We start from the raw sequence: 13,372 nt of genomic DNA, 5'->3' as shown, positions 1-13,372 counted from the left end.
GCAGGGTGGTGAAGAATGCCTCAAGCACGGGAGCTCCTCGAACGAGCGGTATGGCAGCAGTACGGGCCGGGTCCCAGCGTAATGGGTGGGGGCCCGGCCCGTCGGTTCGGGGCTTGCCGCGAGGCGGGTCAGCCCAGCAGCTGGTTCTGCAGGATCACCGTCTGGTGGAAGGGGATGCGCTCCGTCCCCTCGGCGCCCCGGCGGGACTGGACGAGCAGGGCGACGGTGTCCCCGGCGACCAGGTACGCCTGCCGGACCTGGGCGGCGCCGAACGGCTTCGGCTCGTCGGCCACGTAGGACGTGGTGTTCTCCACCTTCCCGCCGCCCGACCATGTCTCGTCCAGGTCCATCCGGGCGGCGCCGGTCAGCGGATCCCCTGCCGAGGCGCCGATGTGGCGGCCGTCGCGGAACGCGTCGGCGTAGGCCGTCGAGTTGAACTGGAGCAGATAGATCCTGCTCGACGTGCCGTCCGGCATGGTCCAGCCGCGTGCCGCGATGTGCCGGAGGGCGGACTCCATCAGCTGGTCGCCGACAGCGGGGCGGGCGCTCTTCCCTTCTCGGAGACGAGCTGCTCCGTGCTGACCCAGCCGCCTGTCAGCTTCTTGTCCGGCGTTGCTCCGGCCGGGCCGGGAGCAGCAGCCTGCGCAGGTCGGCGTGGTGGACCTCGGCGGTGTTGCCGTCACTGAACGGGCGGGGCGCGCCGGGCGGGAGCGCGGGCAGGCTCAGCCGGGGGAAGTCCCAGCGCCCGTCGCCCTCGGTGGCCAGCCCTGGTACGTCGGTGCGCTCCGTCAAAATGATCGTGTGCGCCGTACCCGCGCCGAGGCCGCCGAGCACCAGCGGGGTTGTGCGGCCAAGGATTACAGTTCGGCGCATGCAGAAGAAGCTCGTGATCAAGGTGACCGCAGGTGCCGACTCCGCCGAGCGCTGCTCGCAGGCGTTCACGGTGGCGGCGGTCGCCGTCGCCAGTGGCGTGGAGGTCTCGCTCTGGCTGACCGGGGAATCCGCCTGGTTCGCCCTGCCGGGGAGGGCCGCCGAGTTCGAACTCCCGCACTCCGCACCGCTGCCGGATCTGATCGAGTCGATCCAGGCTGGAGGTCTCATCACTCTCTGCACCCAGTGCGCGGCCCGTCGCGACATCACCGAGGAGGACGTCCTGGAAGGCGTGCGGATCGCCGGGGCCCAGGTCTTCGTCAGCGAGATCATGGCCGACGGCGTCCAGGCCCTCGTCTACTGATCGAGCCGGTCCCTCAACGGCGGCGCTTCTTGCCGTCGAGCTCGTCCCACCACTCGTCGGACTCCTGGTCGCCGGTGGGGTTCTCCTTCTTCAGCCGCTCCCGGATGTCCGGGTCCGGCTCGTCCCACCAGCGGTCCTCCGGCCCCTTCCGGTTGGCCACAATGGCCGCGACGGGCGGGATGACCATGGCGATCACACACATGATGATGGCGGCCGGAACCGACCAGAGCCTCACGAAGGCCCAGGCCGAGACGAAGAGGACGAGACATCCGCCCATCATCAGGAAATATGCGCGACGGCGTCGAGCGTACATAAATCCAGCGTAGGCCCGATCCGCCGAGCCAGCCGCTCCTGGACCGGACGGGGCTCCGCCCGGACGGCACGAAGGGCCGTACCCCGGTTCAGTAGGGCGTCCAACCCCCTGGGGTACGGCCCTTCGGCCGGTCCGTCATCCGCTGAGCGGCGCCAGGTCCTAGACGGCGATGGCCACCTCGGAGAGGCCGCCCGTCTGTGCCACGACCGTGCGGTCGGCACTGCCGCCCGGGACGAGGGCGCGCAGCGTCCAGGTGCCCTCGGCCGCGTAGAAGCGGAACTGTCCGGTCGCCGAGGTCGGGACCTCGGCGGTGAACTCACCGGTCGAGTCCAGCAGGCGGACGTAGCCGGTGACGGGCTCGCCGTCGCGGGTCACGCTGCCCTGGATGGTGGTCTCACCGGGCTTGATGGTCGAAGCGTCGGGGCCGCCGGCCTTTGCTCCACACATGGTGTTCTGTCCTTCTGGTCGGGGGTCGTGCCGGTCGGGAAGTCCGCGTACCCACGGGGTCGCACACCTCCGGAGTCGCCCGCCTCCGTAGGTGCGTACCTCCGGAGGTACGCACCTACGGCGTCGCGCGAAGAGCTACTTGCTGGCGCCGAGCTCGATCGGCACGCCCACGAGGGAGCCGTACTCGGTCCACGAGCCGTCGTAGTTCTTGACGTTCTCCTGGCCGAGCAGCTGGTGCAGCACGAACCAGGTGAGCGCGGAGCGCTCGCCGATACGGCAGTAGGCGATGGTGTCCTTCGCCAGGTCGACCTGCTCGGCCTCGTAGAGGGCCTTCAGCTCTTCGTCCGACTTGAAGGTGCCGTCGTCGTTGGCGTTCTTCGACCACGGGATGTTGCGGGCGCTCGGCACGTGGCCGGGGCGCTGCGACTGCTCCTGCGGAAGGTGGGCCGGGGCGAGCAGCTTGCCGCTGAACTCGTCGGGCGACCGCACGTCGACCAGGTTCTGGTTGCCGATCGCCTTCAGGATGTCGTCGCGGTAGGCGCGGATCGACTCGTCCTGCGGCTGGGCCTTGTAGTCGGCGGCCGGACGGGACGGGATCTGGTCGCCGTCGACCAGCTCGCGGGCGTCGAGCTCCCACTTCTTGCGGCCGCCGTCGAGCAGGCGGACGTCCTGGTGGCCGTAGAGCTTGAAGTACCAGAACGCGTAGGACGCGAACCAGTTGTTGTTGCCGCCGTACAGGACGACCGTGGTGTCGTTGCCGATGCCCTTGCCGGACAGCAGCTCCTCGAAGCCCGCCTGGTCGATGAAGTCGCGGCGGACCGGGTCCTGGAGGTCCTTGGTCCAGTCGATCCGGATCGCGTTCTTGATGTGGTTCGTCTCGTACGCGGAGGTGTCCTCGTCGACCTCGACGATGGCGACCTTCGGGTCGTCGATGTGGGCCTCGACCCAGTCGGCGTCGACCAGGACGTCACTGCGGCTCATTGTGTTCTCCTCCGGGGCAGTCTGCGGCGAGTTGGTGCGGGATGCGGATGTACGGGGCGCGGGTTCGGCGCGTGCACAGGGGCATCGGGATGGCCCCGACGCATGGTCGAAGGGCCGGGAATGCGGGAAATCGACGTATCCCGCTCAGACAGTGCGACAGAGCATGGCGGCGACACGGCACAGGTCCACTGCCCGCCGCTTCGTGAGATCCGCCCGTCCCCGCTGTGGGAGACCGCTAATAGAGCACTGCATGGGACCGATCGTAGGGACGTACGGGCGGACATGTCACCGTTGTGTCACATAATGAGACACGATCATCCACCATGCGAGATACGAGACGGATCCGGCGCGCTCCGGGGCGGGTTCCCGGAGCGGGCCGCCCGTCGGGCATCTACGGAACGGACACGACCGTCTCAGTATGCGGCCCGGGGCTGTGACCTGATGTGACGTGATGTGACGCGGGGCTACGGAAGCGCGCCGGAGACCGCGTGCGGGCCCCGAGCACCGGGCCGCCGCCCTGTCGCGCGGCGGGAGCTGTCCGGCGAATGCTGTCCGGCGGGGAGCTGTCCAGCGGGAGCTGTCCGGCGAGAAACTATCCGGCGAGTGCGACGTCGGTGCCCGTCACCGAGATCTCGAGGCCCGCGGCGGTCGGCCGGATCGTCTCCAGCTTGAGGCCGCTCGGCAGTCCGCCGATCTCGCGCTCGAAGTCGGTCCTCTCGCGCACCACGCGCTCGAGGCCGGGGATTCCCTCGCCCGGCACCTTGTCGGCGTGCAACCGGACGGTGTGGCCGTCGGTCAAGCTGACGGTGGACAGGACGCTGCGCGAGATCGTGCGGCCGAGCACGGTGACCGCGCCGGTCACCTTCACCTTGCCGTTGGCGCCGTACTCGATGGCGACGTCCTCGCCGGCCGCCTTGGTGAGGTCCTCGTACGAGACGACGGCCGTGCCGGTCGCCCGTGCGGCGGTGACGCCGGAGAAGCCGTTGGTCAGCCGCACCTGGTGCAGTTCGGCGTTCATCCTGTTGATCCGGAGACTGCGGCCGTTCGCACTGGTCTCGATGCCGCTGATCTTCACGTCGACCTCGTCGAGCTCCGATCCGGCGACCTGGGTCAGGAACGGAAAGCCCTTGATGGAGACGTCCGTCGAGCCGATCTCCGCCCCGGAGACCTTCACCCGGTCCGCCACCAGCGACTCGGCGAAATACACCGCCGCACGGTCGACGGCGATGAACACGCCGCCCAGAATCACGACGAAGACCAGCAGTATTCGCAGCGCACGCATGCCCGTTCTCTCCCCCACCCGCGTCCGTTCGGACCCGTGGCGCCCGTGAGCCTACTGCGGCCACACGCCACACCCCGTGTGATCGACGAGCGGAAGCCCCCCACCGGTTCCCCGACGGGGGGCTTCGGCCCGACTGTGACGCATGTGACGCGCGAGACGCGTGAGACGTGACGGTTACGGGTTGCGGGTTACGAGATCGCGCGGCCGATCAGGTACACGGCCGGCGCGGCCGCGGTGAGCGGCAGGGCCACTCCGGCGGTCATGTGCACGAAGCGTGACGGGTAGTCATAGCTGGCCACCCGCAGCCCGATCAGCGCGCAGACACCGGCGGCGAGGCCGAGCAGCGCACCCTTCGCCCCCAGATCGGTGACGGCGCCCGCAGCGGCACCGGCGCCCGCGGCGACGATCAGCGCCGCCCCGACGGAAGCCGGTCCGGGCAGCGGCAGCGCCCGTGCGAGCACCGCGAGGGCGACGGCGACCCCGCCGACCGTCACGGCGTCCGGGACGGCCGCGAGGTGCCCGGCGGCCAGGACCGCGAGCGCGGCCGAGGCGACGGTGGCCATCAGCCCCTGCATCCGCTCGTCGGCGCCCGCATGGCTGCGCAGCTGGAGTACGACGGTGAGCAGCACCCAGACACCGAGCGTGCCGAGGATCGCGGCCGGGCCGTTCTCCCGGCCCGCGGCCAGCAGCACCACGTCGGCGACGAAGCCACCGGCGAAGGCGAGCGCGATGCCCTGTCGGGCCGGCCACATGCCGTTGAGCCGGAACCATCCGGCCGCGGTCACCGCCTGGAGCAGCACCAGCGGAACGACCAGGGCGTATGAGCCCACGGCCGCACCGAGCGCGAGCAGCAGCCCGAGCCCCGCGGTGATCGCGGCGGGCTGCATCCCGGGCGCGATGATCGGTGAACGGCCCTCGGCGCGGGCGCGCTGGGCGTCCGTGATGCGGCTGTTGCCCAGTGTGGTGGGCGCGCTGTACCCGTTGTCGGCCTGCGCGGCGTCGGCGGAGGCGGCCGCCGGAGCGTGAGCGGCGGGAGCCGCCCGGACCTCCGGGGGCAGCGGGTACGCGCCGGACGCGCCCCGCGGCGGCAGACCGGCGGCGTCTACGGCGGGCTGGACGGGCCGGCCGTCGGGCTCGGCGCCCCGCACCGGCTGCACCGGCTGCGCGGGCTGCCGCCTCGGCTGGATGGTCGGCTGGTACTGGGTGTCCCAGGTCTGGCCCTCCCAGGTCTGCGCGACACCCTGCTCCCGGGCCGGCCAGTCGTCCCCGGGCTGCGGCTGCGGAGCCTGGTGGGGCTGCGGGGCCTGGTGCGGCTGCGGAGCCTGGTGCGGCTGCGGAGCCTGGTGCGGCTGCGGAGCCTGGTGCGGCTGCGGAGCCTGGTGGGGCTGTGGGGCTGAGTGCGGCTGATGGTGCTGCGGAGCCTGGTGGGGCTGCTGCGCCTGCTGGGGCTCGTACGGCTGCTGTACGGCCTGGTGGGTCTGGTGCGCGGCCCGGTACGGCTGCTGTGCGGCCTGCTGCGGCTCGTACGTGCCCTGCGGCGCCTGCGGTGCGTACGGGGCCGCGTCGCCCGCGTGGGGAGCCTGCTGCCCGTGGGAGGGTTCGCCGTACGGCTGACCGCCGTGGGGCTGCTGCTGCCCGTACGCGGGATCCGGGTAGCCCGCGCCTCCGTACGTCTGGTCACCGTATGCCTGCCCGCCGTACGACGGATCGGCCGGATCCACGTACGGCTGCTGCTGCCCGTACGAGGGCTGCGGGGGCTGCGGGGGCTGCGGCTCCTGGCCGTACGGCTCCTGCGGCTGATGCGGCTGATGCGTGTACGGATGTTGCTGATCGCTGCTGCTCATGTTCTGCGGTTCACCCTCCTGCGAACGGCGGGAGCACCTCGACCGTGCCGCCCTCGGCAAGGCGTACGGTCTCATGGCTCCGGGTCCCGACGGGGTCACCGTCGATGAGGAACGAACACCTTTGCAGCACTCGGGTCAGCTCGCCGGGGTGCTGCTCGCGCACCGCGTCGAGCGCCTCCTCGAGCGTCGCAGCGGCGTACGACTCCTCCGCCGTTCCGGCAGCGGCCTTGGCGGCTGCCCAGAACCGGATCGTTCCCGCAGGCATGGCGGCGGCTCCTCTCGTCTCGTCTCGCGTCGGCTGTCCATCATCGTTCACCGCGTCATCGGCTCGTCGCCCAGTCGGCGATGCGGATGAGCAGGGGCTCGTCCGCCGCGTTCTCCGCGTGCCCCATGCCGCGCTCCAGCCAGAGCTCAGCGGCCCCGTCCGCGGCGTCGGCCAGCATCCTCGGGTGGTCGAGCGGGAAGTACGGGTCCTTGTCGCCGTGCACGATCAGCAGCGGCGCCGGTGCGATCCGCGGGATCGCCGCGACCGGGGAGAGCGGGACCGGGTCCCAGTCGTTGCGGTCGATCCGGGTCCCGAAGCCGTACCGGCCGACCAGCCGGCCGGCGGGACGGGTGACCACCCAGTGCAGGCGACGCATCGGGGCCGTACCCCGGTAGTACCACCGGGCCGGGGCACTCACGGACACCACCGCATCCGCGTGCGCCTCCACATACGCTTCCGTGCGCCCCCCGCGCACCGGAACGGCCCTGGCGCCCTCGCCGTCCGCCACGGGATCCATATACAGCGCCCCGTGCCGGAGCACCACGGAACCGCCCATGGAGAACCCGACCGTAACGACACGCCGGTGCCCGAGCGACCGTGCCCAGGCCACCGCCGCCGCCAGGTCCAGCACCTCGCGGTCGCCCACCGTGGACCGTCCGCCGGAGCCACCGTGCCCCCGGAAGGAGAACGTGATCACCGCCGCACGCTGGGAGAACACCTCCACGGCACGCCGAACCGCGGGGCGGTCCGCCGAACCGGTGAAACCGTGCGCGACGACGATCGCCGTACCGGCGTCGCCGGTCTCCGTGCCCACGCCGTCATCCGCCGTACACGGGTCGTACACCGCCTCGATCCGGACCCCGTCATCGGCCCGCAACGTGGTCCGCGACGGCCCGCGCGTGATCAAGGGAACAGAGGAACTCCGAAATCGCCCCTCGGACACAGAACTCATGTGGGCTATTCTCCTGTGGAAGAGGATCCGGGCAATGCAGCCCCCGGGTCCTTTTGTGCTTTCCGCGCGTTGTTACGGCGACGTTTCAACAAGCTCAGCGGTCCTGGGCGCGGGGCCGCAACCGTAAAACCCGTATGACGAAACGTCATACGGCACAACACGAATAAGCGTACGAAGCAGTGCCACATACTCCCCCGGGCCCCGCCCGGGAGTGCCCCTCTCGCAGGGAACGAGGAGGACCGACGTAATGGGCGAGCCAACCGTGCACGATCATCGACCGACGACCCAGGCAGGTGGGCGGCGATGACTTCACTGCTGCTCCTGACGAATGCCCTCCAACCGTCGACGGAGGTGCTTCCCGCGCTCGGCCTCCTGCTCCACAGCGTGCGGGTGGCGCCCGCCGAAGGCCCCGCTCTCGTCGACACCCCCGGTGCCGACGTCATCCTCGTCGACGGACGGCGCGACCTGCCTCAGGTCCGCTCGCTCTGTCAGCTGCTGCGGTCCACCGGACCCGGCTGTCCGTTGATCCTCGTCGTCACGGAGGGCGGCCTCGCGGCCGTCACCGCGGACTGGGGGATCGACGACGTGCTGCTGGACACGGCGGGGCCGGCCGAGGTCGAGGCGCGGCTGCGACTGGCCACCGGCCGGCAGCAGATCACCTCCGACGACTCCCCGATGGAGATCCGCAACGGCGATCTGTCGATCGACGAGGCAACGTACAGCGCCAAGCTCAAGGGCCGGGTCCTGGACCTGACCTTCAAGGAATTCGAACTGATCAAGTATCTGGCGCAGCACCCGGGACGGGTCTTCACCCGTGCCCAACTGCTCCAAGAGGTCTGGGGCTACGACTACTTCGGCGGCACGCGGACGGTCGACGTACACGTCCGGCGGCTGCGCGCCAAGCTCGGCCCCGAGTACGAGTCGCTCATCGGCACGGTACGCAACGTGGGATACCGCTTCGTCGCACCGGAAAAGGTGGAGCGGGCGGCCGCCGAGGAGGCCAAAGCGGCAGCTGCGAAGGCTGCCGCCGAACCCCTCACCCGTTCGGAGCAGCCGGCGGTAACCGACGTCTCGGGAGAAGCCCCGGTCCGGCCTGCCAAGAGGTAGGTCCATCCGCGTAGACTGCCGCGCGTGGCCAAGGTGACGCGGGACGATGTGGCAAGACTGGCGGGGACGTCGACCGCGGTGGTCAGCTACGTCATCAACAACGGACCCAGGCCGGTTGCCCCGGCCACGCGCGAGCGGGTACTCGCCGCGATCAAGGAGCTGGGCTACCGGCCCGACCGGGTCGCCCAGGCGATGGCCTCACGGCGGACCGATCTCATAGGGATGATCGTGCCGGACGCGCGGCAGCCGTTCTTCGCGGAGATGGCGCACGCGGTCGAACAGGCCGCCGCCGAGCGCGGAAAAATGGTGCTCGTCGGCAACTCCGACTACCGCGACGAGCGCGAGGTCCACTATCTGCGGGCCTTCCTCGGCATGCGGGTGTCCGGACTGATCCTGGTCAGCCAGGGCCCGAGCGAGCGGGCCGCGGCCGAGATAGAGGCGTGGGACGCCCGGGTCGTGCTGCTGCACGAGCGGCCCGAGGCGATCGACGACGTCGCGGTCGTCACGGACGACGTCGGCGGCGCCCAACTCGCCACCCGTCACCTGCTGGAACACGGCAACGAGTACGTGGCGTGCCTCGGCGGTGTGGAGTCGACCCCGGTGGTCGGCGACCCGGTCGCCGACCACGTCGAGGGCTGGCGCCGGGCGATGCACGAGTCGGGGCGATCGACAGAGGGCCGGCTCTTCCAGGCCCCGTACAACCGTTACGACGCCTACCGGGTGGCGCTGGGTCTCCTCGCGGGTCCGGACCGTCCCCCGGCGATCTTCTGTGCGACGGACGACCAGGCCATCGGGGTGCTGCGGGCCGCGCGCGAACTGCGGATCGATGTGCCGGGCGAGCTCGCGGTGGCGGGATTCGACGACGTGAAGGAAGCCGGGCTGACCGATCCGCCGCTCACGACGGTCTTCTCGGACCGCCCGGCGATGGCGCGGGCGGCCGTGGACCTGGTGCTCGACGACTCGCTGCGGGTGTCGGGCTCGCGGCGGGAGCGGCTGAAGCAGTTCCCCTCGGCGCTGGTGGTGCGGCGCTCGTGCGGCTGCGGTGAACCCACGGCGGCGCGGGCGCCGCTCGCGTAGGGCTTGTACCGGTCGCCGTAGGGCTTGTACCGGTCGCGTGGTTGTGGGCCGGTCGCTTGGGTTGTGGGCCGGTCGCTTGGGCCGTGGGCCCGGTTCTCGATCGGGCCGTGCGCCGGGTCCGTGATCAGTCCCGTGCGTCCGGTCCGTGATCAGCCCGTGCGACCGGTCCTTATATCGGGCATACGAGGTTCTGCCGGGCTTCTCAGGGCGTACTCACGCTCCTCTCATCTTCGCTGGACACTCTCGTAGACATGACAGAGAGCCAGCGCCCGAGCGGCGAGTACCCGACGTACCCCTCGTACGGCAACGGCGACGCGGCCTACCCGCCGCCGCCGTCATACCAGCCCGCGCAGCCGGTCGGCACGGGCCCCGGAACCACCATGTGGCCCGCCCCCGGAGCGGCCGACGGGCACACCGGCGGTTCGGGGCACGGCGGCGGTGACGGGCTCCACAGTCCCGGGCTGCCGCAGCCCGCGCCCGAGCCGCCCGCGTCCCGGCGCCGGGCCCGCCGCCCGGTCGCGCTCCTCGCGGCGGTGGCCATCGCGGCGGCGGTCGTCGGTGGCGGCACCGCCACCGTGATCGGGCAGCTCACCGACCAGGGCACCAACAGCACCGGCAGCGGCATCATCCCCGGCACCACCGTCTCGCAGAGCAGCAAGGGCACCGTCTCCGGCGTGGCGGCGGCCCTGTCGCCGACGATCGTCGAGATCAACGCGACGTCGACCGCGGGCAAGTCCACCGGCTCCGGCGTGATCATCACCTCCGACGGCGAGATCGTCACCAACAACCACGTCGTCGCGGGCTCCTCCCCGGTCAAGGTGACGCTCAGCACCGGCAAGACGTACACCGCCGAAGTCGTCGGCACCGACCCCGACAAGGACCTCGCGCTGATCAAGCTCCAGGGTGCGAGCGGGCTGAAGACGGCCACGCTCGGCGACTCCTCCAAGGTCGCCGTCGGCGACCAGGTCGTCGCGATCGGCTCGCCCGAGGGCCTCACCGGCACCGTCACCAGCGGCATCGTGTCCGCGCTCGACCGGGACGTCACGGTCGCCAAGGAAGGCGACAGCGGCCAGGGGCAGGGCGGTCAGGGCGGCGGACAGCAGTGGCCGTTCGAGTTCGGCGGTCAGCAGTTCAACGGCGACACCGGCAACTCCACCACCACGTACAAGGCCCTCCAGACCGACGCCTCGCTCAACCCGGGCAACTCCGGCGGCGCGCTGATCAACATGAACGGCGAGATCATCGGCATCAACTCCGCGATGTACTCGGCGAGTTCCTCCGGAAGCTCGAACAGCTCCGGCGCGGGCAGCGTCGGCCTCGGCTTCGCCATCCCGGTGAACACCCTCAAGGCCGACCTCGGCACCCTGCGGGCCGGCAACAGCTCCTGAGGGCGGCGCGCGGGGCCGGGTCCGGGAGCCGCGACGCCGACGCGCCACGAGCGTGCGAGGCTGAGAACCACCAGCACCCGGCATCCGCACCCCGCCCCAGACGCGAAGAAGAGGACGAAGCAGCGATGAGCCCCGCCGAAGACGATCCGCAGCGCATCCTGATCGTCGACGACGAGCCCGCCGTGCGCGAGGCCCTGCAACGCAGTCTCGCGTTCGAGGGATACGGCACCGAGGTCGCCGTCGACGGTCTCGACGCCCTCACCAAGGCGGAGTCGTACGATCCCGATCTCATCGTCCTCGACATCCAGATGCCGCGGATGGACGGGCTGACCGCCGCCCGCCGCATCCGCGCCACGGGCACCACCACGCCCATCCTGATGCTCACCGCCCGCGACACCGTCGGCGACCGCGTCACCGGACTCGACGCGGGCGCCGACGACTACCTGGTCAAACCCTTCGAGCTGGACGAGCTGTTCGCCCGTATCCGGGCCCTGCTGCGCCGCAGTTCGTACGCGGCCGCGGCGGGCGGCGACCTGCCCGACGACAACGTGCTGGCCTTCGCCGACCTCCGGATGGACCTCTCCACCCGCGAGGTCAGCCGCGGCACCCGCCGCGTCGAGCTGACCCGCACCGAGTTCACCCTGCTGGAGATGTTCCTCGCGCACCCGCGCCAGGTGCTGACCCGCGAGCAGATCCTGAAGGCGGTGTGGGGCTTCGACTTCGAGCCGAGCTCCAACTCCCTGGACGTGTACGTGATGTACCTGCGCCGCAAGACGGAGGCGGGCGGCGAACCGCGCCTCGTCCACACGGTGCGGGGTGTGGGGTACGCGCTGCGGTCGGGTGGTGGGGACGGATGACGGGGCCCCTGCACCGCCTCCACGCCCTGCCGCTCCGCTCGCGGCTCGCGCTGCTGGTCGCGACGGCGGTGGCGGTGGCGGTGGCGGCCGTCGCGGCGGCCTGCTGGGTGACCACCCGTGACCGGCTCACCGAACAGCTCGACACGACCCTGAGCCAGGTCAAACCGACCATCGAGGACATCCGGTGGCTCCAGTTGGGCTGTACCGGCCGGCTGCCCACCGACGTCCGCCTGCTCACCCCGTACACACTCCAGCTGGTCTCGGCGACCGGCACGGACCCCTGCACCCAGCCGGACAAGTCCGCGATCCCCATCCAGACCGCCGACCGTGCGGTCGCCGCCGGACTGCGCGACAGCGCCGTCCACACCACCGATGCCAAGAACGGCACCGAGATGCGCGTCTACACGCGCCCGGGCCCGCCGAACAGCCCGCCCGGCCTCGCCGTGTCCGTTGCCATGCCGATGGACCAGGTCAACGGCCCCCTCAACGAACTGGCCCTGGTCCTCCTCATCGTCTCCGGCATCGGCGTCATCGGCGCGGGCGCCGCCGGTCTGTGGGTGGCCCGCTCCGGGCTGCGCCCGGTCGACGAACTCACCGAGGCCGTCGAGCACGTCGCCCGCACCGAGGACCTGACGGTCCGCATCCCGGTGGCGGGCGAGGACGAGATCGCCCGCCTCTCCCGTTCGTTCAACTCGATGACCGCCGCGCTGGCCTCGTCCCGCGACCGCCAGTCGCAGCTCATCGCGGACGCGGGCCACGAGCTCCGCACCCCGCTGACCTCGCTCCGCACGAACGTCGAGCTCCTCGCCCGCAGCGACGAGACCGGCCGCGCCATCCCGCCGGACGACCGCAAGGCACTGATGTCCTCCGTCAAGGCCCAGATGACCGAACTGGCCTCGCTCATCGGCGACCTCCAGGAACTGGCCCGCCCGGAAGCCGCCGGCCCGGGCCCGCTCCAGGTGGTCGCACTCCACGACATCGCACGCACCGCCCTGGAACGCGCCCGTCTGCGCGGCCCCGAGCTGACCATCACGGCGGACCTGGACCCCTGGTACGTACGCGCCGAACCGGCCGCGCTGGAGCGGGCGGTGGTCAACGTGCTGGACAACGCGGTCAAGTTCAGCCCGGCGGGCGGCACGATCGACGTCGGCCTGCACAGCGGCGAACTGACGGTCCGCGACCGGGGCCCCGGTATCCCCGCCGACGAACTCCCGCACGTCTTCGAGCGCTTCTGGCGCTCCCCGTCCGCCCGCCAGCTCCCCGGCTCCGGCCTGGGCCTGTCGATCGTCGCACGTACGGTCCAGCAGGCGGGCGGCGAGATCGTCCTGCTCCCGGCACCGGGCGGCGGCACGGAAGCCGCGATCCGCCTCCCGGGTGCCCCGCAGCCGCCGCCGGACGCGCCGCGGGGGTGAGGGCGGCCTCAGAGCCTGTCGGGTGAATTACGACCCCACACCGGAAGCCGAATGCCATCCCGTCGGGCATGGGCGGGAGTCACGGCCGGCATCCCGGGTGGTCTGGGTGCGCAGGTCAAGCCGGACGGGCATGCGCCTTGTGGCCTGTCGGCGTGCCTGGATGGGCTGAAGTCGTCGTGCGGAGCCGACGGAGCTCCTCCGTGTCGTACGATC

The 13,372-nt window shown here is 71.3% G+C and carries 14 protein-coding genes and 1 pseudogene; 6 read left to right on the top strand and 9 right to left on the bottom strand.

The window, feature by feature from the left end:
* Positions 1-128 precede the first annotated feature (128 nt).
* Positions 129-873, bottom strand: a pseudogene (locus FHX80_RS36770) (hypothetical protein).
* Here FHX80_RS36770 and FHX80_RS15780 point away from each other — a divergent pair.
* Entirely contained in the window at positions 872-1,234 is a 363-nt protein-coding gene (locus tag FHX80_RS15780; protein ID WP_145764759.1) for a DsrE family protein, read from the top strand. The pseudogene FHX80_RS36770 and the gene FHX80_RS15780 sit on opposite strands and share 2 nt — an antisense overlap.
* 13 nt (positions 1,235-1,247) lie before the next feature.
* On the opposite strand, the gene FHX80_RS15775 is transcribed toward FHX80_RS15780, so the two are convergent.
* The 8 genes from FHX80_RS15775 to FHX80_RS15745 form a co-directional block, all read right to left on the bottom strand.
* Positions 1,248-1,547, bottom strand: a complete 300-nt coding sequence (locus FHX80_RS15775; protein ID WP_145764758.1) for a DUF3099 domain-containing protein — start codon at positions 1,545-1,547, stop codon at positions 1,248-1,250.
* 159 nt (positions 1,548-1,706) lie between these two features.
* Positions 1,707-1,994 carry a DUF1416 domain-containing protein gene (locus tag FHX80_RS15770; RefSeq protein WP_018490348.1) on the bottom strand — a complete coding sequence of 96 codons (288 nt, stop codon included), beginning with the start codon at positions 1,992-1,994 and terminating at the stop codon, positions 1,707-1,709.
* 135 nt (positions 1,995-2,129) lie between these two features.
* A complete protein-coding gene (locus FHX80_RS15765) occupies positions 2,130-2,975 on the bottom strand; it encodes a sulfurtransferase (protein ID WP_145764757.1) in 846 nt (281 codons plus the stop codon).
* A gap of 144 nt (positions 2,976-3,119) precedes the next feature.
* A complete protein-coding gene (locus FHX80_RS36765) occupies positions 3,120-3,227 on the bottom strand; it encodes a putative leader peptide (RefSeq protein ID WP_353962123.1) in 108 nt (35 codons plus the stop codon).
* A 340-nt stretch (positions 3,228-3,567) separates the two neighbouring features.
* Complete coding sequence (locus FHX80_RS15760) at positions 3,568-4,257, bottom strand: LmeA family phospholipid-binding protein (protein WP_145764756.1); 690 nt, start codon at positions 4,255-4,257, stop codon at positions 3,568-3,570.
* A 188-nt stretch (positions 4,258-4,445) separates the two neighbouring features.
* Positions 4,446-6,101 carry a hypothetical protein gene (locus FHX80_RS15755; RefSeq protein WP_145764755.1) on the bottom strand — a complete coding sequence of 552 codons (1,656 nt, stop codon included), beginning with the start codon at positions 6,099-6,101 and terminating at the stop codon, positions 4,446-4,448.
* 10 nt (positions 6,102-6,111) lie between these two features.
* Positions 6,112-6,366, bottom strand: a complete 255-nt coding sequence (locus FHX80_RS15750) for a MoaD/ThiS family protein (protein ID WP_145764754.1) — start codon at positions 6,364-6,366, stop codon at positions 6,112-6,114.
* A gap of 55 nt (positions 6,367-6,421) precedes the next feature.
* Positions 6,422-7,318: an alpha/beta hydrolase family protein gene (locus FHX80_RS15745; protein WP_145764753.1), complete on the bottom strand. Its 897-nt coding sequence runs from the start codon at positions 7,316-7,318 to the stop codon at positions 6,422-6,424.
* 303 nt (positions 7,319-7,621) lie between these two features.
* Between FHX80_RS15745 and FHX80_RS15740 the strand changes: the two genes are divergently transcribed.
* The 5 genes from FHX80_RS15740 to FHX80_RS15720 all read left to right on the top strand — a co-directional run bounded on the left by FHX80_RS15740 (position 7,622) and on the right by FHX80_RS15720 (position 13,159).
* The gene (locus FHX80_RS15740) at positions 7,622-8,425 is read left to right on the top strand and encodes a response regulator transcription factor (RefSeq protein ID WP_145764752.1); all 804 of its coding nucleotides are present in this window, start codon (positions 7,622-7,624) and stop codon (positions 8,423-8,425) included.
* 24 nt (positions 8,426-8,449) lie between these two features.
* Positions 8,450-9,502 (top strand): LacI family DNA-binding transcriptional regulator, encoded by a 1,053-nt coding sequence (locus FHX80_RS15735; RefSeq protein WP_145764751.1) that lies wholly within the window; start codon positions 8,450-8,452, stop codon positions 9,500-9,502.
* A 251-nt stretch (positions 9,503-9,753) separates the two neighbouring features.
* Positions 9,754-10,890: a S1C family serine protease gene (locus tag FHX80_RS15730; protein WP_145764750.1), complete on the top strand. Its 1,137-nt coding sequence runs from the start codon at positions 9,754-9,756 to the stop codon at positions 10,888-10,890.
* A gap of 125 nt (positions 10,891-11,015) precedes the next feature.
* A complete protein-coding gene (locus FHX80_RS15725; RefSeq protein ID WP_145764749.1) occupies positions 11,016-11,747 on the top strand; it encodes a response regulator transcription factor in 732 nt (243 codons plus the stop codon).
* Positions 11,744-13,159, top strand: coding sequence for a sensor histidine kinase (locus FHX80_RS15720; RefSeq protein WP_145764748.1), 1,416 nt, complete (start codon positions 11,744-11,746; stop codon positions 13,157-13,159). The genes FHX80_RS15725 and FHX80_RS15720 overlap by 4 nt, the downstream gene beginning before the upstream one ends.
* Positions 13,160-13,372: the final 213 nt, after the last annotated feature.

This window comes from Streptomyces brevispora (genome assembly GCF_007829885.1).
In the GTDB taxonomy this organism is placed as follows: Bacteria; Actinomycetota; Actinomycetes; order Streptomycetales; family Streptomycetaceae; genus Streptomyces; species Streptomyces brevispora.
Note: the sequence above shows the minus strand (reverse complement) of the source record. Positions and strands in the feature narration are given on the sequence as shown.

Excerpts from the sequence above, each read along its gene's own strand:
- FHX80_RS15780 (WP_145764759.1), top strand. The coding sequence starts at position 872 with ATGCAGAAGAAGCTCGTGATCAAGGTGACCGCAGGTGCCGACTCCGCC.
- FHX80_RS15775 (WP_145764758.1), bottom strand. The coding sequence starts at position 1,547 with ATGTACGCTCGACGCCGTCGCGCATATTTCCTGATGATGGGCGGATGT.
- FHX80_RS15770 (WP_018490348.1), bottom strand. The coding sequence starts at position 1,994 with ATGTGTGGAGCAAAGGCCGGCGGCCCCGACGCTTCGACCATCAAGCCC.
- FHX80_RS15765 (WP_145764757.1), bottom strand. The coding sequence starts at position 2,975 with ATGAGCCGCAGTGACGTCCTGGTCGACGCCGACTGGGTCGAGGCCCAC.
- FHX80_RS36765 (WP_353962123.1), bottom strand. The coding sequence starts at position 3,227 with ATGCAGTGCTCTATTAGCGGTCTCCCACAGCGGGGACGGGCGGATCTC.
- FHX80_RS15760 (WP_145764756.1), bottom strand. The coding sequence starts at position 4,257 with ATGCGTGCGCTGCGAATACTGCTGGTCTTCGTCGTGATTCTGGGCGGC.
- FHX80_RS15755 (WP_145764755.1), bottom strand. The coding sequence starts at position 6,101 with ATGAGCAGCAGCGATCAGCAACATCCGTACACGCATCAGCCGCATCAG.
- FHX80_RS15750 (WP_145764754.1), bottom strand. The coding sequence starts at position 6,366 with ATGCCTGCGGGAACGATCCGGTTCTGGGCAGCCGCCAAGGCCGCTGCC.
- FHX80_RS15745 (WP_145764753.1), bottom strand. The coding sequence starts at position 7,318 with ATGAGTTCTGTGTCCGAGGGGCGATTTCGGAGTTCCTCTGTTCCCTTG.
- FHX80_RS15740 (WP_145764752.1), top strand. The coding sequence starts at position 7,622 with ATGACTTCACTGCTGCTCCTGACGAATGCCCTCCAACCGTCGACGGAG.
- FHX80_RS15730 (WP_145764750.1), top strand. The coding sequence starts at position 9,754 with ATGACAGAGAGCCAGCGCCCGAGCGGCGAGTACCCGACGTACCCCTCG.
- FHX80_RS15725 (WP_145764749.1), top strand. The coding sequence starts at position 11,016 with ATGAGCCCCGCCGAAGACGATCCGCAGCGCATCCTGATCGTCGACGAC.
- FHX80_RS15720 (WP_145764748.1), top strand. The coding sequence starts at position 11,744 with ATGACGGGGCCCCTGCACCGCCTCCACGCCCTGCCGCTCCGCTCGCGG.